The 20,690-nt window shown below is 61.7% G+C and carries 13 protein-coding genes; 11 read left to right on the top strand and 2 right to left on the bottom strand.

Going from position 1 to position 20,690, the window contains the following annotated elements; translation table 11 throughout:
* Window positions 1–17 precede the first annotated feature (17 nt).
* The 5 genes from IPM84_27750 to IPM84_27730 all read left to right on the top strand — a co-directional run bounded on the left by IPM84_27750 (window position 18) and on the right by IPM84_27730 (window position 8,394).
* On the top strand, window positions 18–1,643 hold the full coding sequence (locus IPM84_27750) for a DUF262 domain-containing protein (GenBank protein MBK9096484.1): 1,626 nt from the start codon (window positions 18–20) through the stop codon (window positions 1,641–1,643).
* Window positions 1,636–4,170, top strand: a complete 2,535-nt coding sequence (locus tag IPM84_27745; protein MBK9096483.1) for a PglZ domain-containing protein — start codon at window positions 1,636–1,638, stop codon at window positions 4,168–4,170. Before IPM84_27750 ends, IPM84_27745 begins: the two co-directional genes overlap by 8 nt.
* Window positions 4,160–6,244 carry a protease Lon-related BREX system protein BrxL gene (brxL, locus tag IPM84_27740; protein ID MBK9096482.1) on the top strand — a complete coding sequence of 695 codons (2,085 nt, stop codon included), beginning with the start codon at window positions 4,160–4,162 and terminating at the stop codon, window positions 6,242–6,244. The genes IPM84_27745 and brxL overlap by 11 nt, the downstream gene beginning before the upstream one ends.
* A gap of 89 nt (window positions 6,245–6,333) precedes the next feature.
* Window positions 6,334–7,302: a toll/interleukin-1 receptor domain-containing protein gene (locus IPM84_27735; GenBank protein ID MBK9096481.1), complete on the top strand. Its 969-nt coding sequence runs from the start codon at window positions 6,334–6,336 to the stop codon at window positions 7,300–7,302.
* Window positions 7,303–7,443: 141 nt separating this feature from the next.
* Complete coding sequence (locus IPM84_27730; GenBank protein ID MBK9096480.1) at window positions 7,444–8,394, top strand: TIR domain-containing protein; 951 nt, start codon at window positions 7,444–7,446, stop codon at window positions 8,392–8,394.
* Between the two features lie 40 nt (window positions 8,395–8,434).
* Here the strand turns inward: IPM84_27730 and IPM84_27725 are convergent, their stop codons facing one another.
* Window positions 8,435–8,650 (bottom strand): tyrosine-type recombinase/integrase, encoded by a 216-nt coding sequence (locus IPM84_27725; GenBank protein MBK9096479.1) that lies wholly within the window; start codon window positions 8,648–8,650, stop codon window positions 8,435–8,437.
* Between the two features lie 104 nt (window positions 8,651–8,754).
* On the opposite strand from IPM84_27725, the gene IPM84_27720 reads away from it, so the two are divergent.
* The 4 genes from IPM84_27720 (at window position 8,755) to IPM84_27705 (ending at window position 12,326) form a co-directional block, all read left to right on the top strand.
* On the top strand, window positions 8,755–9,117 hold the full coding sequence (locus IPM84_27720) for a tetratricopeptide repeat protein (protein ID MBK9096478.1): 363 nt from the start codon (window positions 8,755–8,757) through the stop codon (window positions 9,115–9,117).
* 175 nt (window positions 9,118–9,292) lie between these two features.
* A complete protein-coding gene (locus IPM84_27715) occupies window positions 9,293–9,871 on the top strand; it encodes a DUF1211 domain-containing protein (GenBank protein ID MBK9096477.1) in 579 nt (192 codons plus the stop codon).
* Window positions 9,868–10,134 carry a hypothetical protein gene (locus tag IPM84_27710; protein MBK9096476.1) on the top strand — a complete coding sequence of 89 codons (267 nt, stop codon included), beginning with the start codon at window positions 9,868–9,870 and terminating at the stop codon, window positions 10,132–10,134. Before IPM84_27715 ends, IPM84_27710 begins: the two co-directional genes overlap by 4 nt.
* 296 nt (window positions 10,135–10,430) lie before the next feature.
* Window positions 10,431–12,326, top strand: a complete 1,896-nt coding sequence (locus tag IPM84_27705) for an aryl-sulfate sulfotransferase (GenBank protein MBK9096475.1) — start codon at window positions 10,431–10,433, stop codon at window positions 12,324–12,326.
* Between the two features lie 1,889 nt (window positions 12,327–14,215).
* Here the strand turns inward: IPM84_27705 and IPM84_27700 are convergent.
* Window positions 14,216–15,493, bottom strand: a complete 1,278-nt coding sequence (locus IPM84_27700; GenBank protein MBK9096474.1) for a radical SAM protein — start codon at window positions 15,491–15,493, stop codon at window positions 14,216–14,218.
* A gap of 284 nt (window positions 15,494–15,777) precedes the next feature.
* Between IPM84_27700 and nifJ the strand changes: the two genes are divergently transcribed.
* The gene (gene nifJ, locus IPM84_27695; GenBank protein MBK9096473.1) at window positions 15,778–19,326 is read left to right on the top strand and encodes a pyruvate:ferredoxin (flavodoxin) oxidoreductase; all 3,549 of its coding nucleotides are present in this window, start codon (window positions 15,778–15,780) and stop codon (window positions 19,324–19,326) included.
* Window positions 19,327–19,412: 86 nt separating this feature from the next.
* Window positions 19,413–20,405, top strand: coding sequence for a dihydroorotate dehydrogenase-like protein (locus IPM84_27690; GenBank protein ID MBK9096472.1), 993 nt, complete (start codon window positions 19,413–19,415; stop codon window positions 20,403–20,405).
* The last annotated feature ends 285 nt before the right edge of the window (window positions 20,406–20,690 follow it).

Raw genomic sequence — 20,690 nt, 5'->3', positions numbered from 1 at the left:
TCAGGTGAGGAGCAAACATGGGAGACTTAAATCCCACTCAGAGGGTAATAGACGTGGTGGGCAGCATCCGCCGGCGTCGTTATCAACTCCCCAGTATCCAGCGGCCCTTCGTCTGGAAACAGGAGCAGATTCTTCGTCTTCTCGATTCGGTCATGTGCGGGTATCCCATCGGCGCGGTGATGCTCTGGAAACCGCCCAACGACATCCGGTGCAGGCCGTTTCTTGAAGAGTACACATCGGGCGAGCACGCGCTCTCACGGCTGCCTGCGCCCGCGGAAGCCCACGCCTACATGGTGCTCGATGGGCAGCAACGGCTTCAATCGCTTTACATGAGCTTCTACGGACGATATGATGGCCGGTGCATCTACATGCGAATCGATCGCATGGCAGATGAAAGTGACGATGGCCTCCGCTATCTCTTCGAATTCCTCCTAGATAACGAGGCCAAAGCTGATCCTGCCTATGTCCATCTGGCCGAGCTGGTGAAACTGGGTATAGAGTATGTAGACGAGTTCGTGAAACGCCGCCTCCCCGGTGCGACTGATGAGACTCAGCGAATCGCGGTCAGGATCGCCACGCGTTTCATCAGTCGCTTTGTCATCCATGAGAGTGTCCTCTTCCAAGAAGTGGATGACAGACTGGATTACAACGATGTTCTGGAGGTCTTTGAGCGAGTCAATTCCGGCGGCACGGCGCTCTCCAAGTCAGACCTACTTTTTTCAACTGTCAAGCTAAAAATCCCTGACATGGAAGAGCGCTTCCTACGCATGGTTGACGATCTCAACGACGGCGGCCGCCACGATTTCAGCACGGACTTTGTGATTAAGACGGCCTTCATCGTGTTCGGGAAAAAAGCCAAGTACGATTACAAGAAGCTGGCAGACTCGGATTTCCTGGATCGACTGGAGGCTGACTTCGATCAATTGGAGAAGGTGATGATTGCCCTCCGTGTATGGCTTGACACCAAGGCGCTCATCAAGTCGAGCCGGTTTCTGCGCAGCAAATCCGCCTTGATTCCGCTGGTGGATTACATGATGCAAAACAAGCGAGTCTACGGCCCAGCCGAAGGCGATGAGAGCGACAGGATGCGGCAGTACCTCTATGTATCTTTCTTCGCCCGACTGTATGCGCGGGCGCCTGACAACATCCTTGACCAGATCCATGACTTGATGATCGCTGCACCACGTGACAGCTTCCCCATTGGCGAAATCGGCGGCATCATTGCCAAGCGAGAACGAAAAGGGCCATACCAGTTCAGGGATGAGTATCTCTGGGATCTCGATTTGGTGCTCAACATCGTTGACGGCGGAGTTCTTGAGATTCCTCAGAAGCGCGGGTGGAGCCTGGAGCATGATCACATATTTCCCAGAAACCAGCTTCAATTACGCAATATCGAGCGTGATGTAGATGATGTTGGCAACCTCCGACTGCTGGGCAAGTCCCGTAACATCTCCAGGAGTGACACCATGCCGGACGGCAACACTGAATTCTTCGGTAAGGCCGATCCCGAGCTTGCCATTCTCTACAAGGACGCCTACTCCGGCCTCACCCAGGATGCCTTTTCCCTATTCGTTCAAAGGCGACGCGCGCTCATTCGCAGCCGAGTGACTGAGTTCTTGGGTTTCGAGGAGAAAAATGACTGAAGCGAGCGCAACTCTGCGGACTTGGCTGACACACGAGATCACAGCCACCCTGAGACGTCAGGCACCCACGCCGCCCTTACTTCTCTGGTGCGACCCCGACCGCGAGTGGCTGGAGTTGCTCCGCGCCATAGCGGCACCTGGCGACTTCGAGTTATGGGCCGAACCGGACGCGCCGGAGCTGCTCATCCGTGACCGCTTCCACCAAACGCCGCGCACACCGCGCGTCGTCTGGCTGCCGCGCGGCCGTGACGAGATCACCTGGTTCAAGGTGTTCGAATTGACCGCCGAGGCGGTGTGGACCAAGAGCCTGGTTCAGGCCTTGCGGGAGTACGGCGTTGCCATCGCACGCGATCAGGAGGACGAGCTGGTCTCGCTACTCCCCGCTCACGCGCGGGAATGGCTCGATCAACCGAAGGAGACCTGGCGCGAACTCACCCCCGGCCACGCCAAGGGCACGCTGGTCAATGACCGGCGGATGCTCCAGGTGTTGACGGGCGAGGCCGGCGAGTTCCAGCACCTGCGTGACGAGGATCGCTTTGCGATCTTTGCGCGCCGGGCCACTGAGGACTTCGGCCTGCCCGATCCGGCCGGCATGAGCGAGGATGCCTGGCGCGCGGCGGCAACCGCGCGGCTCCTGTGCACCGAGGCCGCTGAGGCCAATCCGCTGGATCCGCCTTTGGAAGGGGATCGGATCATTCCGCCTGGGCTATCGCGAGATCGCGCGCTCGGACTGCTGCGGGATTGGCAAGCGAACATCCACGGCATTCCCGCCTTCGAACGCCTGACGCTCAAGGCCGATGCGACGACCAGCCTGGGCTACTGGGCGCGTCACCTGGCCGCCATGCCACGCTCGTACAGCTCGCGCGCGGTGGAAGAAACTCTCTTCAAACAGGTCGCCGAAACACTGGATCGGATTGAGGAAGTAGACACGCTGGCCCAGGAATTGGCGAACCGGGCGCAGGCCTTTCGCGATCGCTCGGCAGGGTTCTGGGGACGTCTGGCCGCGCAACGCATCGGTTGGACCCATCTGGCCCAGTTGGCTGACGCTGCCAGCCTCGTGGTTGAAAATGTCCATGTTGAGACCACATGGAAGACGCTGCCGAACGCCATCCGCTGGTACACGGCGCGCGGCTGGCAACTCGACCTGGCGGGCGAGACGTTGTTCGAGGAGCAACCGGACCTGCCGGCGCAGCTTCATCGTATTCGCGCGCGACTGCGCCGCGGCTACCTGCGCGCCACCGATCGCATCGGCGCTGCGTTCTCCGAACTCCTGGCGCATAAGGACAGCGCAGGCGTTGCCGGCTCTCTCTGGCAATCCCTGCCGACCGCAGGCGAAGCTGTGCTGGCGATCCTGCAAGCTGGCGGCAAAGGCGGCGCAACACCGCCCACGGCGCTGATCTTCCTGGATGCTTGCCGCTTCGACTTGGGTCAACGATTGGCTGAGCTGCTCAACACCGGCGAGCCGACCCGCCGCGCGGAGGTGACCGCGGCGCTGGCTCCCATTCCGAGCATCACCAGCCTGGGCATGCCGTTTGCCCTGCCGGCGCTTCGGGATGCCCTGCGAGTGCGCCTTTCACCCGACCACAAGGCCTTTCAGGTGTCCGCCACCAGTTTCGAGGGCGACCTGGCGTTGGCCGAGGGGCGTCGTCGTTGGCTGACGGCTAAGTGGAATGTCAAGGAATTCCTGAGCATCGCCGATGTGCTGGACGGCGACCGGCTCAAGCAACTTGGCAAGCTCCCCAAACTCATCGTTGTGCACAGTGATGAGTTTGATACGGCCGGCCACGAAGGGCAGCTCCAGCTCACGGGGGCGGGCGAGCACCTGGAGCGCTATGCCAGGGCCATCCGCCGCCTGCGCGAGGCGGGTTTCAGCCGGGTCGTCGTCGTCACCGACCACGGCTTTTTCCACTGGCAACCGGAACGCGATGAGATCGAGGAGACCAAACCGGGCGGCGAGTTGTTGTGGTCCTCTCGGCGTGCACTGGTCGGCCGGGACCTGACGCATGCGACGGCTGTACGACTGCCGGTGCCGCAGTCTGACCTTGTGGCGCTCATCCCGCGCAGCGTCAACGCGTTCAGGACCTATGGCGGGCTCGGCTATTTCCACGGCGGCGCGCTGCTCCAGGAACTGATCATTCCCGTCCTTGTGGCCCAATGGCCGGCCAAGGCGACCAAGGTCAGCGTCGTGTTGAAGCCGGTCGGCCAGATCGCCAACCTATCTCCGGCTGTCGCGGTCCAGGCGGGCATCGGCACGACGACCCTTTTCGGGCCGGACGATCGGCAACTGGCGCGGCTTGTGCGGGTCAAGGTTCAAGATCCAGGCACGGGTAAGCTCGTCTTCAAACATCGCGAGCCAGTGACCGTGGATCCCGGCGGCGAGGCCGTGGCTGTCCAGTTGGAAAGGGTCGAGTCGCCGCCCAGCCTGCCCCGCGGCAGCCCGTTGACTGTATTGGTGTTCGATGCCGACGACGAAGAGATCCTGGCGCGGGAAGACATCACGCTAAAGGTGGACATAGATGAGTGGTGAGTCTAGCAACGGCGCAATCGACGCGCTTGACGTCAAGCTAATGGAAGCCTTCCCGGGTCGTGTGGTACGCAAAGACCTGGTGCAGAAGCTCAAGGTCGGTTTTAGCATCCCGGTATACGTCCTGGAATACCTGCTGGGCAAGTATTGCTCCACGACTGACGACGATGAGATCGCGCGCGGCCTGGAGTTGGTCAAAGAAGCCATCGCCGAGCGCGTCGTGCGCGCCGACCAGGGCGAACTGATCAAGTCGCGCCTCAAGCGCTCCGGCGCGATGAAGCTGATTGACGTGGTCACCGTCACTTTCGATGAGAAGGATCAAGGCGGCAAGTATTGGGCCAGGCTGGGTACGGCCGGGCTGGATCGGGTCCATATTGACGAGGCGCTCGTGGATAAGTATGAGCGGATGCTCACCGGCGGCATCTGGGCCAACGTCGAGCTGACCTATGACGAGACGATTGTGCATGGCGGCGTCACCCGGCCCTTCGTCCTGCAGCGTATGCAACCTATCCAGGTCACCAGCGCCAGGCTGGACGAATGGCGCGAGGCGCGTGGCCGCTTCACCCGCGAGGAGTGGGTGGACGTTCTGCTGCGCTCGATGGGTTACGAGCCAACCCACCCCGACTTCACATGGCGACGCAAGCTGCTCTTCCTGCTGCGCCTGGTCCCGATGGTTGAGAAGAACTTCAACCTGATCGAACTGGGGCCGCGCGAGACCGGTAAGTCGTTTGTCTTCCGCGAGATTTCGCCCTACGTCATCCTGCTCTCCGGCGGCCAGGGCTCAGTGGCCGACCTGTTTGGCTGGAAGAACCGCAAGGACAAGCCAGGCCTGGTCATCCGCTACGACGTCGTGGCCTTCGACGAGGTCGCCGGCTCGCACTTCCGCGCCGAATCCGACCGGCAAATGTACAAGGGCTACATGGAGCAGGCTTCCTTTTCGCGCGGGGACGACAAGGGCACCATCTCGGCTGAGGCCGGCGTCGTTTTCAACGGCAACATTGACGGCGACGTGCAGTCCATTGCTCGCACCACCCACCTCTTCACCGCATTGCCTGAACAAATCCGCAATGACACAGCTTTCCACGATCGCTGGCACGCCTATCTGCCGGGCTGGGAGATGCCGAAGTTGAAGCCTGAGCACCTTACGGCCCACCTGGGTTTCGTCGCCGACTACCTGGCTGAGATCTTTCACAATGAGTTGCGGCCGCTCAATTTCACGGACGCGTACGATACCTTCTTCGCCTTCGGCAGCCATGTCGGCCAGCGGGACCGTAGATCTGCGGTGCGTACGGTGTCGGCTCTGCTCAAGCTGATCCACCCCGACGGCCGCTGCACTCGCGATGAGATGGCCGAGTACATCGCGTTCGCTCTGGAGATGCGCCGCCGGGTCAAGGAACAACTCAAGCGCATCAACCCCATTGAGTTCTCACGGGTCAACCTCTCTTACCTGGACAAAGAAACTGGCGAGGAGTTCCTTGCCGAGTGCAGCGAATTGGGCGCCACCCGGCTGATCCCGGAGGGGCCGCTGCAGCCTGGCGACATCTTTAGCATCGGCTACGATCCGACCGGCGGCCGCATGGCGCTGTTCCGCATCCAGGTCGCGGCTCTATCCGGCACCGGTCGGTTCCAGTTGGTGGGTGTCACCTCAAAGTCCATTCGGGAATCAGCCCGCATGGCGTTCGATTACCTGCGCGCCAACAGCAAGCGCATTGGCCTCAATCAGGATCTGAGCGGCTATGATTTCAATGTCCAGGTCATGAGTCCCATGCAGGGCAAAGAAACCGAGGATCTGGGCGTCGCGTTCTACATCGCTATCCTCTCGTCAGTGGTCAGCCGTCCGATCGCCGGCAGCCTGGTCGTGCTCGGGCAGATGTCGATCCACGGTGTGCTGTCCCGGGTTGAGCAGCTCGCCGACCGCCTGCGCGTGGCCATGGATGCCGGCGCGCGGCAGGTGCTGATCCCGACGGTCAACGCCGCCGACTTCGGGACGATCCCCGGTGAGCTGCTCGATAAGCTGCGGGTGGACTTTTACTCGGACCCGTCGCAGGCGGCGTTTAAGGCGATTGCGGAGGCATAGAGGGGGCAGGCGTCAGGAGATAGGGGTCAGGGGCTAGAAGACAGCCATACCTGACACCTGCCTCCTGACGCCTGACAAAGGGGGTGCTCGTGGCAAATTGGGAACAACTTCGCGTTTTGCGAGAGGGTGTTGAGCGGTGGAACCGGTGGAGAGAAGAGCACCCCAACGTCCGGCCTGAGCTCAGCGATTCGGAGCTCGGTGGGGGGCTCCTTGTCGGAGCGAACCTTAGGGAGGCAAACCTGGTTGGTGTGCATCTCAGCGGGAGACGCATCAGCCAGGCAGATCTCGTCCGGGCAGACCTTCGCGGGTCCTACCTCGATGTGGCAGACCTCGATGGCGCGGACCTCTCGGGGGCGAACCTGGGCGGAGCGAACCTTGACTGGGCGTACCTCGGCAGGGCGGACTTCAGCGGGGCCATCATCTCTGGGACAGCGTTCGGTGATGTGGATCTGAGCGAAGTAAAGGGGCTGGAGTCAGTGGTGCATCAGGGGCCTTCGACAATCGGGATTGATACCGTATATCGCTCCAGGGGACGAATCCCGGAGGTTTTCCTGCGCGGCTGTGGCGTGCCGGATAAGTTTATTGACTTTCTAAAGTCACAGGGCGGACAAGCGAATCAGTACCACTCCTGTTTCATCAGCTATTCCAGCAAGGATCAGACGTTTGCGGAGCGGCTGCACGCCGATTTGCAGGCCAAGGGCGTCCGCTGTTGGTTTGCGCCGGAGGACATGAAGATCGGTGATCCTTTCCGCCAGCGCATTGATGAGGCGATCCGGGTCCATGATAAACTGCTGCTGATCCTTTCGGAGCACTCAGTCAAGAGCGACTGGGTCGCCAGTGAGGTCGAAGCCGCGTTCGAGAAGGAACGCCGCCATGCGGGGCAAAGCATCCTCTTTCCCATCCGCCTCGATGATGCGATCATGGATGCCGATCAGGCCTGGGCGGCGGATATCCGGCGCACGCGGCACATCGGGGATTTCACGCGGTGGAAGGAGCATGACACCTATGCCGCCACCTTTGACCGTCTCATGCGCGACCTGAAGGCCGCGCAGGGTTGACCGCTATGCCGATCATCGAAGACTTCCTTGTCAACCTGGCTGCCGGCTTCACCCAGACGCTGCTCATGGCGCTGGGCAGGCGGGTCCTGGGCGATCCGCAGCAACGAGCGCTGAAGCGCGTACCAGGCCGGCTTCAAGGCCATGCTGCGCACCGCAGGTTCGGGCCTCAGTCAGGCCGAGCTGGCGGTGGTCGGCAATGTTATCGGCCGCTTCCTGGGCCAGCCCACCGTTGCGCAGGCACTGCTCGACCTGGGCCTGGCCGGCGCGCCTCTCGATGTCCCGGCCCTGGCCGCGCGCTGGAACGATGCCGGCGGGCCTGCCGACCTGGTCAATATCCGTTTCGACTTCGGGTGGGGCTTGCTTGCCTTCCAGCAAGGTCTCAGTGCCGCTCTGATCGCCGAAGCCAGCCGGCCGGACAGTCCACTCGCCAACCAGGTTGTGGTCAACCGACTGGTGACCTTGCAAGGCCAGGTGCAGCAGCTCTTTGATCTACTCCAACAGCCACCGCCATCGGCGGCGCCCTCAGCGACGCCGCCCGCGTCTGCAGCGCCGGTGTCCACGTCACCCGCCAGTCAGCGCCCGGCGCCTGTCCCCAGCCCAGCACCCACCGGCGAGTATCATTCCTGCTTTATCAGCTATTCCAGCCAAGACCAGCATTTCGCCGATCAACTGTACAGCGACCTAGTGGCCGCCGGCGTCACCTGCTGGTACGCTCCGGAAGATATGGCCATAGGCGACCGCATCCGCAAAACCATCTATACCGCCATCGGGCGTCTTGACAAGCTCCTGATCATTCTGTCTCGCCATTCGATCGCCAGCGACTGGGTGGAAGGGGAAGTCGAGCGCGCCTTTGAACGCGAGCGCCAGCAGAAAGAGACGGTTCTCTTTCCGATCCGCCTTGATGATGACGTCATGCAGACCGACCAAGCCTGGGCCGGCGACATTCGACGCATTCGCCACATCGGCGATTTCACGCACTGGAACGAGCCGACCTCGTATCAGCACGGTCTGCAGCGGCTGCTGCGCGATCTGCGGGTAGATGGTAATACCCCAAACACGGCTGAACATGGGGCGCGAGATGACACGAGGTAAGACCTGGTCGCTAAGGTGACAGTCAGGCGCGCAGGCGGCATCACAGGCCGACCTGGGCCGCGGCGTTGCGCTTGAAGAGTGAGCCGTGTCGAATGTAGCCGCGTAGGACCTGCACGGATTTGTGGCCGGTCTGGCGCTGGATGTCGCGTTCCTCGACACCCTTCTCGCCGGCGGTGGTGGCGAAGCCGGCGCGGAGGCTGTGCTCGCTGTACTGGTCGGGGTCGAGTCCGGCCGCCTGGGCACAACGCTTGACCACCAGGGCGATGGCCCGGTCGGACAGGCGCCCTTCCTGGATATGATCGCCGCGGCGAGGGGAACAGGCTCGGTAACCTGGGCAATGCCTATTGGGTTTTGGGCGAGGTGCGGCGGGCGATCGGGTTCTACGAGGGGGCGCTGGCGATCAGCCGGGAGATCGGCGACCGCCGCGGCGAGGGGAATCATCTCGGCAACCTGGGCGGGGCCTATTGGGCTTTGGGCGAGACGCGGCGGGGGATCGAGTTCGCCACGCAAGCCCTGGCGATCAGCCGGGAGATCGGCGACCGCCGCGGCGAGGGGAATGATCTGGCGAACCTGGGAATTGCCTACAAGCGGCTTGGCAACCTGAACCAGGCGCACGACTGCTGGCGACAGGCCCTCGCCATCTTCGAAGCCATCGAATCCCCTCACGCCGCCACCGTGCGCGCGTGGCTGGCTGCGGATGACAGTGCGCCCGCGGCGGATTAGTATCTTATCGTAACTGCTCAGGCGGCCCCCCTGCCCCCCAATCCTGGGGGGAAAAGCATTCGGCTCCCCCAGGATTGGGGGCAGGGGGGCACTCCGGGCGCTATCGAGACCATTCTCACTGCCTGGCTGGGCAGTTACCTGTAGCCACAATATACGATTGACAAGGAGAATCAAGATGACGAAGGGCCGGATGGAAGCCTTCAGCGATGGGGTGCTTGCCATTATCATCACGATCATGGTGTTGGAATTGAAGGTGCCGCACGACGCGACGCCGAATGCGCTGATTCCACTCATTCCCGTGGTTCTGAGCTATGTCCTCAGTTTTGTTTTTGTCGGTATCTACTGGAACAACCATCATCATCTGCTGCAGGCGATCAGGCATGTGGACGGGGCGGTTCTGTGGGCGAACTTGCACCTGCTGTTCTGGCTGTCGCTGATTCCCTTCGTCACCGCGTGGATGGGCGAAAACCAGTTTGCCCCCTGGCCCGTGGCTTTGTATGGTGTGGTCCTCCTATTTGCTTCCATCGCCTATTACATCCTGGCCCGCGCTCTCATCGCCGCGCATGGCACGGATTCCGTGCTGGCAACCGCGCTCGGTCGAGACGTCAAGGGTAAGGTGTCGGTGGTCGCCTATGCCGCGGCCATTCCGCTGGCGCTTGCCAGCTCCTGGTTGGCTTTCGGGCTATTCGTCCTGGTGGCCATCATGTGGCTCGTGCCCGACCGCCGTATCGAGAAAACGTTGACTGGTACATGAACCAAACCAAGGGATGGTGCGCTTCTGTGTATTCCAGCAAGCTGTTAGCGAAGGTGCGTAACGCCTGCGGTATCGCCCTCGTGCTGATAGGGCTGCTCGCCGGCTGCGTGACGCAGACGCCGGCCGCCGGCTCGCCCGCTCCTGCGTCTGTGACCCCGCCTGCCGCGACGGCGACGACCGCCGATCTGCCGCCCGCGTCCACGCCGGCGCCCAGGTGCGCCTCCTGTGGCAGGAGTGGTAACACCCGCGCTCGATTTTTGTAACTGCTGGGTCTGCCTGGAATTCAGATAGGAAATTCAGACAGGATTCACAGGATTGACAGGATATTCGAACTCTCGTGGCGGTAGTTTTGCACACCACAGAGCAAGAATCCTGTACATCCTGTTCATCCTGTCCAAATCAACTTGCAGGGTGAGCAGTTACGGACTGACAGGATATTCGAACTCTCGTGGCGGTAGTTTTGCACACCCCAGAGCAAGAATCCTGTTCATCCTGTTCATCCTGTCCAAATCAACTTGCAGGGTGAGCAGTCACCGATTCTTTCAACAAGAGGAACATTATGAACCCGAATCTGAAACTGTTGCTGGCGCTGGCCCTCGGCTTGACCGCCGGCCTGACGCTGTTCTCGGCCCTGGCCTCTCCTGGTCAGGAGCCATTGACCCTGGTTTACATCTCGCCTCAGCCTGCAGCTCAGTTTGTCTCGGCCAACGCGGCCATCGCCATTCGGCAGGGAGAGGAGATCGAGCGCGCCAGCCTGTTACGCGCCGGGCTGTTCCAGGTGACTGGCGCGCAGAGCGGCGCGCACCCTGGGCGCACGATTCTGGCCGACGATCGCCAGACCGTCATTTTCGAGCCTGCGCAGCCCTTTACGCCCGGTGAAACGGTGGCGGTGACGGTGCATCCTGGCTTGCAGACGCAGGCCGGCCGCGCCATCCAGGGTGTTTCGTTCCAATTCACCATCTCCGCCATGCCGCCGCTGGCCGCACACAGGCCGCCAGATGAAACCGCCATCGCCGCAGACCCTGACCTGATCGCCGCGCCCGCGCCGCGGTCAGCCGTCGAACAGAACCCGGACGCGACGCCCCGCTATGTGACCGTGCCGGCCGATTTTCCGGCCATCACGGTGACCGTGCCGGCCTCCGAGGCCGCGGCTGACGGTTTTGTCTTTATCACCGATTTCACCGGCCCCGGTTTGCCAACGGCCGCGCCCTATGTGATGATGGTAGACAACCAGGGCGAGCCTGTCTATTACCGGAAACTACCGCCCAACCAGGCCGGAACCGACTTCAGGAAGTGGCCCAACGGCCAGTTGACCTTCTACGACCGCAGCGTGGGGCGCTTCCGCATCCTGGATTCCACCTACGCCACCGTCGGCTACTATTATGCCAAGCTCCGCTGGACCGACCAGCATGACTTCGAGCTGATGCCAAACGGCAACCAGCGCTACCTTGTTTACGATCCGCAGCAAATTGACATGAGTCAGATTGTGCCCGGCGGCTTTCCTACCGCCACGGTCTATGGCCTGGTCGTGCAGGAGCTGGACCCGAGCCGCAACATCCTGTTCGAATGGCGCAGTTGGGACCACTTCGCCATCACCGACACCAACGTCAGCCTGACGACCCCGGTGATTGATTACGTTCACGGCAACACCGTGACCAGCGACCTGGACGGCAACATCTTGATTTCCGGCCGCCATGTGGACGAGGTGACCAAGATCAATCGCCAGACCGGCGCCGTCATGTGGCGCTGGGGCGGTAAGCGCAACCAGTTCACCTTCATCAACGACAGCCGCGGCTTTTCCCATCAACACGACATTCGCGTGCAGCCCAATGGGCACTACACCCTGTACGATAATGGCAACCACCTGAATCCCGAATACTCCCGCGCCCTGGAGTATGTGTTGGATGAAGAACACCTGACGGCCACGTTGGTCTGGGAATATCGCAACGCGCCAGACACCTACGGCGACAGCATGGGTAATGCTCAGCGCCGGCCCAACGGCAATACTGTGATCGGCTGGGGCAGCGGGCTGCCGACGTTGACCGAAGTGACAGCGGATGGGGTGAAGGCCTTCGAACTGACCATGGGCCCGGGGCATCAGAGCTACCGGTCTTACCGCTTTCCCTGGACAGGCCATCCCGCGTGGCCCCCAACCCTGGTTGCCACCGTCGCGGATGGCCGGACGCACTTGCACGCCAGTTGGAACGGCGCCACCGAAGTGGCCCTCTACCGCATCTACGGCGGCGTGACGCCGCGGGTCGTCATTTCTCTGGTGGGCACGCAGATCAAGACCAGTTTCGAGACGAGCACCGATATCACTGAGTTGCTTGACGACTTTTGCTTCTTTCGGGTCTTGCCCGTGGATCGGCAGGGTCATGACATGACCTATTCCAACGTGGTTTCCACGGGAAGTGAAGCGTGCCACTCGTCGTATCTTCCCTTCCTGGGACAGTAATCCATCAGTTGCCCATGCCCCGGGGGCACAACCGTGGATGAAAATGGCGCGCAAGCCGCTGGCTTGCCTCCGTGGCGCGGGGCGCTGCAATCCGGCGGATTGCGTTACAGGGCTGTTTTCAAGTCAGTCGCCCATGCGCGGGGGGCACAACCGTGGATGAAAATGTAGCGCAAGCCGCTGGCTTGCCTCCGTGGCGCGGGGCGCTGCAATCCGGCGGATTGCGTTACAGGGCTGTTTTCAAGTCAGTCGCCCATGCGCGGGGCGCACAACCGTGGATGAAAATGGCGCGCAAGCCGCTGGCTTGCCTCCGTGGCGCGGGGCGCTGCAATCCGGCGGATTGCGTTACAGGGCTGTTTTCAAGTCAGTCGCCCATGCGCGGGGCGCACAACCGTGGATGAAAATGTAGCGCAAGCCGCTGGCTTGCCTCCGTGGCGCGGGGCGCTGCAATCCGGCGGATTGCGCTACAGGGCTGTTTTCAAGTCAGTCGCCCATGCGCGGGGCGCACAACCGTGGATGAAAATGTAGCGCAAGCCGCTGGCTTGCCTCCGTGGCGCGGGGCGCTGCAATCCGGCGGATTGCGTTACAGGGCTGTTTTCAAGTCAGTCGCCCATGCGCGGGCGCACAACCGTGGATGAAAATGTAGCGCAAGCCGCTGGCTTGCCTCCGTGGCGCAGGGCGCTGCAATCCGGCGGATTGCGTTACAGGGCTGTTTTCAAGTCAGTCGCCCATGCGCGGGGGCACAACCGTGGATGAAAATGTAGCGCAAGCCGCTGGCTTGCCTCCGTGGCGCGGGGCGCTGCAATCCGGCGGATTGCGTTACAGGGCTGTTTTCAAGTCAGTCGCCCATGCGCGGGGGGGCACAACCGTGGATGAAAATGTAGCGCAAGCCGCTGGCTTGCCTCCGTGGCGCGGGGCGCTGCAATCCGGCGGATTGCGTTACAGGGCTGTTTTCAAGTCAGTCGCCCATGCCCCGGGGGCACAACCGTGGATGAAAATGTAGCGCAAGCCGCTGGCTTGCCTCCGTGGCGCGGGGCGCTGCAATCCGGCGGATTGCGTTACAGGGCTGTTTTCAAGTCAGTCGTCCATGCGCGGGGCGCACAACCGTGGATGAAAATGTAGCGCAAGCCGCTGGCTTGCCTCCGTGGCGCGGGGCGCTGCAATCCGGCGGATTGCGTTACAGGGCTGTTTTCAAGTCAGTCGCCCATGCGCGGGCGCACAACCGTGGATGAAATGTAGCGCAAGCCGCTGGCTTGCCTCCGTGGCGCGGGGCGCTGCAATCCGGCGGATTGCGTTACAGGGCTGTTTTCAGTCAGTCGTCCATGCGCGGGGCGCAAACCGTGGATGAAATGTAGCGCAAGCCGCTGGCTTGCCTCCTGGCGCGGGCGCTGCAATCCGGCGGATTGCGTTACAGGGCTGTTTTCAAGTCAGTCGTCCATGCGCGGGCGCAACCGTGGATGAAATGTAGCGCAAGCCGCTGGCTTGCCTCCGTGGCGCGGGGCGCTGCAATCCGGCGGATTGCGTTACAGGGCTGTTTTCAAGTCAGTCGTCCATGCGCGGGGCGCACAACCGTGGATGAAAATGTAGCGCAAGCCGCTGGCTTGCCTCCGTGGCGCGGGGCGCTGCAATCCGGCGGATTGCGTTACAGGGCTGTTTTCAAGTCAGTCGCCCATGCGCGGGGCGCACAACCGTGGATGAAAATGTAGCGCAAGCCGCTGGCTTGCCTCCGTGGCGCCGCAATCCGGCGGATTGCGTTACAGGGCTGTTTTCAAGTCAGTCGCTCATGCGCGGGGCGCACAACCGTGGATGAAAATGTAGCGCAAGCCGCTGGCTTGCCTCCGTGGCGCGGGGCGCTGCAATCCGGCGGATTGCGCTACAGGCCTATTTTCAGGTTAGTAGATGAACTCGCGGATGTCGTACAGGGACACTTTGGGCGCGCCGGGCTGGCGCCAGAAGCGCAAGCCCGCGCGCAGACGCCGACTTTGTTCCTCAATCTCGCTGGCCGCCAACAGGCGCAGGCCGGCCGTGGTCGCTTGCGCCTCGTAGGTTGCAGTCGGATAGTCCATCAACTCTGAAAAGTAGATGAGATCGTGCGCGTCGAGCGGCAACGCGTTGATCAGCCGGGTGGTCGCGGTGATGTGCGCCTCTTGGTAGGTCTGGCCGCCGGCGCCGACCAACACGATGATGCCTACCGCCACGCCGGCCTCTTTCAAGTGGGCAATCAGGGTTTGCGCTTCGGCAGGCGTGTTGGGCTTGCCCAGGAAGCGCAGCAGCGTAGGATCGCCTGTCTCCAGCCCGATATAGGCGCGCCGCAGACCGCGCGCGGCCAGGGCGCGCCAGTCCTCCACGGTCTTACGCCGGGTCGAAAAGGCATCTACAAAGGAATAGATGCCCTGCAAATGCTGCGGATGGGCCTCTTTCCAGGCGCGTAAGGCCGATCCTGTCAAGCCCGGCGGCGCGATCACGAATTCCGTGTTAACCGCATCCAGCAGGGGCAACAAAGCGGCCTGCGGAATCATCAGCGCATTGGCATCGCCCAAGAAAATGGAGCGTCGCAGGGTCAGGGCCTCGCCGAAGAAGGCGCGTACGGCGTCCATGTGCGCCCGGAACTCCGCCAGCGTCTTGACGTGGAAGCGCCGATCACGGTAGAAGCCGCAGAAGCTGCACGCATCGTAGGCGCAGCCCTCGGTGGCTTGCAGATAGAGCGCCAGGTATTGGTCGGGCGGCAGGATCGTCACCGGCTTGTAGAGACGTTCGTAGACCTCGCGTTCATCTTCTAACTTGTCATAATTGCAGGAGGCGACGCGTGCCAGGGCGGCCAGGATTGCAGCCGGCGCCTGGCCTGCAGAAGCATCGCCCTGATCCTGGATATGCGCCAGCACTTCCGCGGCGGTGTCATACGCGCGCTGCTCCAGCGCCTGCACCTCAGCAGGGGTCAGAAAGCGACGCTGGCGCGACGATAGTCCCGCGGGCGGGCCCGGGCGTTTTTCCAGGATCGCATTGGCCAGGCTGCGGCGAAAGGTGCTTCCTTGCACGAAGGCCCCATGCAAACGGCCGGCCGCGTCGAACGTAAACATCGTTTGCGCGTCCAGCATGATGGTGGTTGATTCTGGCCGTTGATTGATGATGGTTGTCTGGCCGCCGGGCAGCGGCAGGCGTAAAATCGTCATTGGCTCTTCTGCCTTTCTTCTTCTTCCTTTGCCCTGCGCATTTCATTCTAGCCCTCCCGATTTGCCTTAGACATGACTTGTATCATTGCGACATGCCTGCCTGCATACTATAACAGAAAGGCGTTCGCCGGTTGCGCAAAGACGCACAACCGCCGGACCGGTGTAGCGGACTCCCCAGGCCAGATTCACCCTGGCCGATTCGACATAATCAGGTAGCGAAATAGACACACCCCACGGCAAGCAAGGGCGCTTACACACAAACTGATTTTCTGAGGAGACAAATCATGCGCGAGATAACGACGATTGATGGCAATGAAGCTGCAGCCTTCATTGCGCACAAGACCAGTGAGGTCATTGCCATCTATCCCATCACCCCGTCCAGCGTGATGGGAGAATGGGCCGACACCTGGTCAGCCCAGGAGGAAAAGAATATCTGGGGCACCGTGCCTCTGGTCGTCGAGATGCAGAGCGAAGGCGGGGCGGCCGGCGCCGTGCATGGGGCTTTGCAGACAGGCTCGCTGACCACCACCTTCACGGCTTCGCAGGGTCTGCTGCTGATGATCCCCAACATGTACAAGATCGCCGGCGAGTTGACCTCGACGGTGTTCCATGTGGCCGCGCGCTCGTTGGCCGCGCAGGGCCTTTCCATTTTTGGCGATCACAGCGATGTGATGGCGACGCGTGCCACCGGCTGGGCGCTGTTGTGCAGCGGCGCCGCGCAAGAGGTGATGGACCTGGCGCTGATTGCCCATGCCGCCACGCTGGAAGCCAGGGTGCCGTTCATTCATTTCTTCGATGGCTTCCGCACCAGCCATGAAGTCACCAAGATCGAAAAGCTCGACACCGACGACATTCGGGCGATGATTGATGATTCCCTGGTCGCGGCGCACCGGGCGCGTGGTCTCAACCCTGACCATCCCTTCATGCGCGGCACCGCGCAGAACCCCGATGTCTACTTCCAGGGCCGCGAGACGGTCAACCCGTTCATCCAGGCTACACCGGCCATCGTGCAGAAACAGATGGATCGTTTTGCCGAGCTGACCGGCCGCCAGTACCATCTGTTCGACTATGCGGGCGCGCCCGATGCGGAGAAGGTCATCGTGGTGATGGGGTCAGGCGGCGAGACGGCCGAGACCACGGCCAACTACCTGAACGCACGTGGAGCCAGGGTGGGCGTGGTCAAAGTGCGCCTGTTCCGGCCCTTCAGCGCGCTTGATCTGGTGGCTGCACTGCCGCCGACGGTCAAGACGATTGCGGTGCTCGATCGCACCAAGGAGCCGGGCAGCGCGGGCGAACCGTTGTACCAGGATGTGATCACAGCCCTGTTCGAAACGGGCCGCTTCGTCAAGGTGATCGGTGGACGTTACGGCTTGGGCAGCAAGGAATTTACGCCGGCCCAGGTCAAGGCCGTTTATGATGAGATGGACAAGGCGGCGCCCAAGAATCATTTCACCGTGGGCATTACGGACGATGTGACCCACACCAGCCTGGTCGTTGACCCAACCTTTGATCTTGAGCCGGCCAGTGTGGTGCGCTGCCTCTTCTATGGCCTGGGCGCTGACGGCACCGTGGGCGCCAACCACAACAGTATCAAGATCATCGGCACCGAGACCAACAATTATGCGCAGGGCTATTTCGTCTATGATTCCAAGAAATCGGGCACGGTGACGGTCTCGCACCTGCGCTTTGGCCCGGATCCGATTCACATGCCGTTCCTGGTTTCCAGCGCCAATTTCGTGGCCTGCCATCAGTTCAACTTCCTGGAGCGCTACGATGTGCTGGAAAAGGCCGCTCCGGGCGCGACCTTCCTGCTCAACAGCCCGTTCGGCCCGGAGGATGTGTGGGACAATCTGCCGCGTGAAGTGCAGCGGACCATCATTGACAAGCACCTGAAGTTCTACGTCATTGATGCCTACCAGGTGGCCCGTGAGACCGGCATGGGTGTGCGCATCAACACCATCATGCAAACCTGCTTCTTCGACATCTCCGGCGTGCTGCCGCACGACGAGGCGATTGCAGCCATCAAGAACGCCATTCGCAACAGCTACCAGAAGAAGGGCGAGGCCGTTGTGCAGCAGAACTTCGCCGCGGTGGACTACACGCTGGAGCATTTGTACCAGGTGACGGTGCCTGCGCAGGTGACCAGCACCGTGGCCCGGCCGCCAGCGGTATCAGCCGCAGCGCCGGCATTCGTCCAGGGCCTGACAGCCATGCTGATGGCGGGCAAGGGGGACAGCGTGCCGGTCTCCTTGATGCCTGCGGATGGCACCTATCCCACGGGCACCTCGCAGTGGGAAAAGCGCAGTATTGCGCAAGAAATCCCGGCGTGGGATGAGGATGTCTGTATTCAGTGCGGCAAGTGCGCTCTGGTTTGCCCGCACGCGGCCATTCGCATGAAGTTCTACCCGCAGGAACAGGCCGCCGGCGCACCGGACACCTTCAAGACCCACAAGGCGATCGGCAAGGAGTTCCCGGACATGCTCTGCACGATCCAGGTGGCGCCGGATGACTGCACCGGCTGCGGCGCCTGTGTCTACATCTGCCCGGCCAAGAACAAGAAGGAGCCGCGCTTCAAGGCCATCAACATGGAGGCGCAGTTGCCGCTGCGTGATGCGGAGCGTGTCAACTACGAATTCTTCCTCGATCTGCCGGAGATTGACCGCGACCTGGTCAAAGTAGACTCGGTCAAGGGATCGCAGTTGTTGCAGCCGCTCTTCGAGTATTCGGGCGCCTGCGCCGGCTGCGGTGAGACGCCCTACATCAAGCTGCTCACCCAGTTGTTCGGCGATCACCTGGTGGTGGCCAATGCCACCGGCTGCTCGTCCATCTATGGCGGCAACCTGCCGACGACGCCCTGGTCGCAAAATGCAGACGGGCGCGGTCCGGCATGGTCGAACAGCCTGTTCGAGGACAACGCCGAGTTTGGCCTGGGCATGCGGCTGTCGCTGGACAAACAGGCGCAGTTTGCCCGCGAGTTGGTGGAGCAACTGCGCGACCTGATCGGCCCTACGTTGGCGGATGAGCTGTTGACGGCCGATCAGAGCCAGGAGAACGGCATCCGGGCGCAGCGGGCGCGGGTGGTACAGCTCAAGTCCATCCTGGCCGGCTCCGACCTGCCGCAGGCTGTCCTGTTGTTGGGTCTGTCTGAGAACCTGGTCAAACGCTCCCTGTGGATTGTGGGCGGCGATGGCTGGGCCTACGACATCGGCTACGGCGGTCTCGATCATGTTCTGGCCTCTGGTCAAAATGTCAACGTGTTGGTGCTCGACACCGAAGTCTACTCGAACACCGGCGGGCAAAGCTCCAAGTCCACGCCCCGTGGCGCGGTAGCCAAATTTGCAGCAGCCGGCAAGCGGACGCCGAAGAAGGACCTGGGCATGATTGCTATGACCTACGGCTACATCTACGTGGCGCGTGTGGCCATGGGCGCCAATGATGCGCAGACGATCAAGGCTTTCCTGGAGGCCGAAGCGTATGACGGCCCCAGCCTGATCATCGCCTACAGCCACTGCATTGCGCACGGCTACGATATGCGGGTGGGCAGTGATCAGCAGAAGGCGGCGGTTGCCAGTGGTCATTGGCCGCTCTTCCGTTACAATCCGGCCGACGCGGCCGCAGGACACAATCCCCTGCGCCTGGACTCGAAGGCGCCCTCGATCTCCTTCCAGGATTACGCCTACAAGGAAACGCGCTATAATATGCTCACCGCCTCCAAACCGGTTGAGGCGCGCCAGCTCATGCAGCAGGCCCAGCGCGATGTGACGGATCGCTGGCGCTTGTACGAGCAGATGGCCTCGATCAAGTATGAAGGTGACAGCACCGGAAACGCCTGACGCAAGGAACTTGTGGCCGGATGTGGCGGCTGCCCCGGGCGGGCGCTGCATCCGGCCAGACACACGATTACAGAAAGGACGCACTTATGGACCTCTCAACTACTTACATGGGGCTGAAACTGCGCAATCCCATCGTGCCTTCGGCGTCACCGCTGTCGAGGAGCATTGACAGTATCCGCCACATGGAAGACATGGGCGCCGGCGCCGTGGTCATGTACTCTCTGTTCGAAGAACAGATCGTACATGAGTCGCTTGCGCTCGATCATTTCATCTCCTACGGCAGTAACTCCTACGCCGAGGCGCTTAGCTACTTCCCCACCGCACACGAGTTCAACCTCGGGCCCAACGAATACCTGGAACATCTCTTCCGGGCCAAACAGGCCGTCAACATTCCGATCATCGCCAGCCTGAATGGCGTCAGCCTGGGCGGTTGGATTGATTACGCCCGCCTGATGGAACAGGCGGGCGCGGACGGACTGGAGTTGAATCTCTACTTCCTGGCGACCAACCCTGAGATGAGTGCGCAGGCCGTGGAGCAGGATTATGTTGATGTGCTCAAGGCGGTCAAGGCCACAGTCAGGATACCGGTGGCCATGAAACTCAGTCCGTTCTTCAGCGCCTTCCCCAACTTTGCCCGCCGCCTGGACGAGGCCGGCGCCAACGCCCTGGTGATGTTCAACCGCTTCTACCAGCCTGAACTCGATGTCGAAGCCCTGGAAGTGGTGCCGCACATCGTGCTCAGCACACCGGACGAATCGCGAGTGCCCATTCGCTGGGCCGCGATCCTGTATGGTCGCATCAAGGCTTCCATGGCGATCACCAGTGGTATCCACGCGCCGGAAAATGTGTTGCAGGCGATCATGGCCGGTGCAGATGTGACTAACGTCTGCTCACTGCTGCTGAAGTCGAGCATTGCCAAGATTGACTGGCTGCTGAAGAGCGTTACCTGGTGGATGGAAGAGCACGAGTATGAATCCATCGAACAGATGAAGGGCAGCCTGAGCCAGCGTTCGGTCGCGGAGCCGGGCGCGTTCGAGCGAGCCAATTACATGAAGGCGCTGACGAACTACAAGGTGTAAACCCACTCATTTTCAGCGCCCCAGGAAGCACGCGGCGCTCACCGCGCCCGCTGCCCCCCCTGACAAAGGAGCAGGACGATGTCGTCCTGCTCCTTCTCTTTGGAGGTTCGCGCTGTGTCTTTCATCGGTCTGTCTTTTAGTCCAGGAATTCCAAATGTGAACGGAATGGCTGCCCGTAAATGGGCCTGCGCTCCTCATTCGGGTGGTTTTGGCCCAAAATCCCCGAGATAGGTGGGCAGCAAGAGGGATTGTGGGCGTTGGAAAGCTACATTTGGAAATGCGGCG

Origin of the sequence: Candidatus Amarolinea dominans (assembly GCA_016719785.1) — a bacterium.
Taxonomy (GTDB): Bacteria; Chloroflexota; Anaerolineae; order SSC4; family Amarolineaceae; genus Amarolinea; species Amarolinea dominans.
This window is presented reverse-complemented; position numbering and strand designations above follow the sequence as displayed.

Coding starts and splice junctions, on each gene's coding strand:
- IPM84_27750 (MBK9096484.1), top strand. CDS start 18: ATGGGAGACTTAAATCCCACTCAGAGGGTAATAGACGTGGTGGGCAGC.
- IPM84_27745 (MBK9096483.1), top strand. CDS start 1,636: ATGACTGAAGCGAGCGCAACTCTGCGGACTTGGCTGACACACGAGATC.
- brxL (MBK9096482.1), top strand. CDS start 4,160: ATGAGTGGTGAGTCTAGCAACGGCGCAATCGACGCGCTTGACGTCAAG.
- IPM84_27730 (MBK9096480.1), top strand. CDS start 7,444: ATGCTGCGCACCGCAGGTTCGGGCCTCAGTCAGGCCGAGCTGGCGGTG.
- IPM84_27715 (MBK9096477.1), top strand. CDS start 9,293: ATGACGAAGGGCCGGATGGAAGCCTTCAGCGATGGGGTGCTTGCCATT.
- IPM84_27710 (MBK9096476.1), top strand. CDS start 9,868: ATGAACCAAACCAAGGGATGGTGCGCTTCTGTGTATTCCAGCAAGCTG.
- IPM84_27705 (MBK9096475.1), top strand. CDS start 10,431: ATGAACCCGAATCTGAAACTGTTGCTGGCGCTGGCCCTCGGCTTGACC.
- IPM84_27700 (MBK9096474.1), bottom strand. CDS start 15,493: ATGACGATTTTACGCCTGCCGCTGCCCGGCGGCCAGACAACCATCATC.
- nifJ (MBK9096473.1), top strand. CDS start 15,778: ATGCGCGAGATAACGACGATTGATGGCAATGAAGCTGCAGCCTTCATT.
- IPM84_27690 (MBK9096472.1), top strand. CDS start 19,413: ATGGACCTCTCAACTACTTACATGGGGCTGAAACTGCGCAATCCCATC.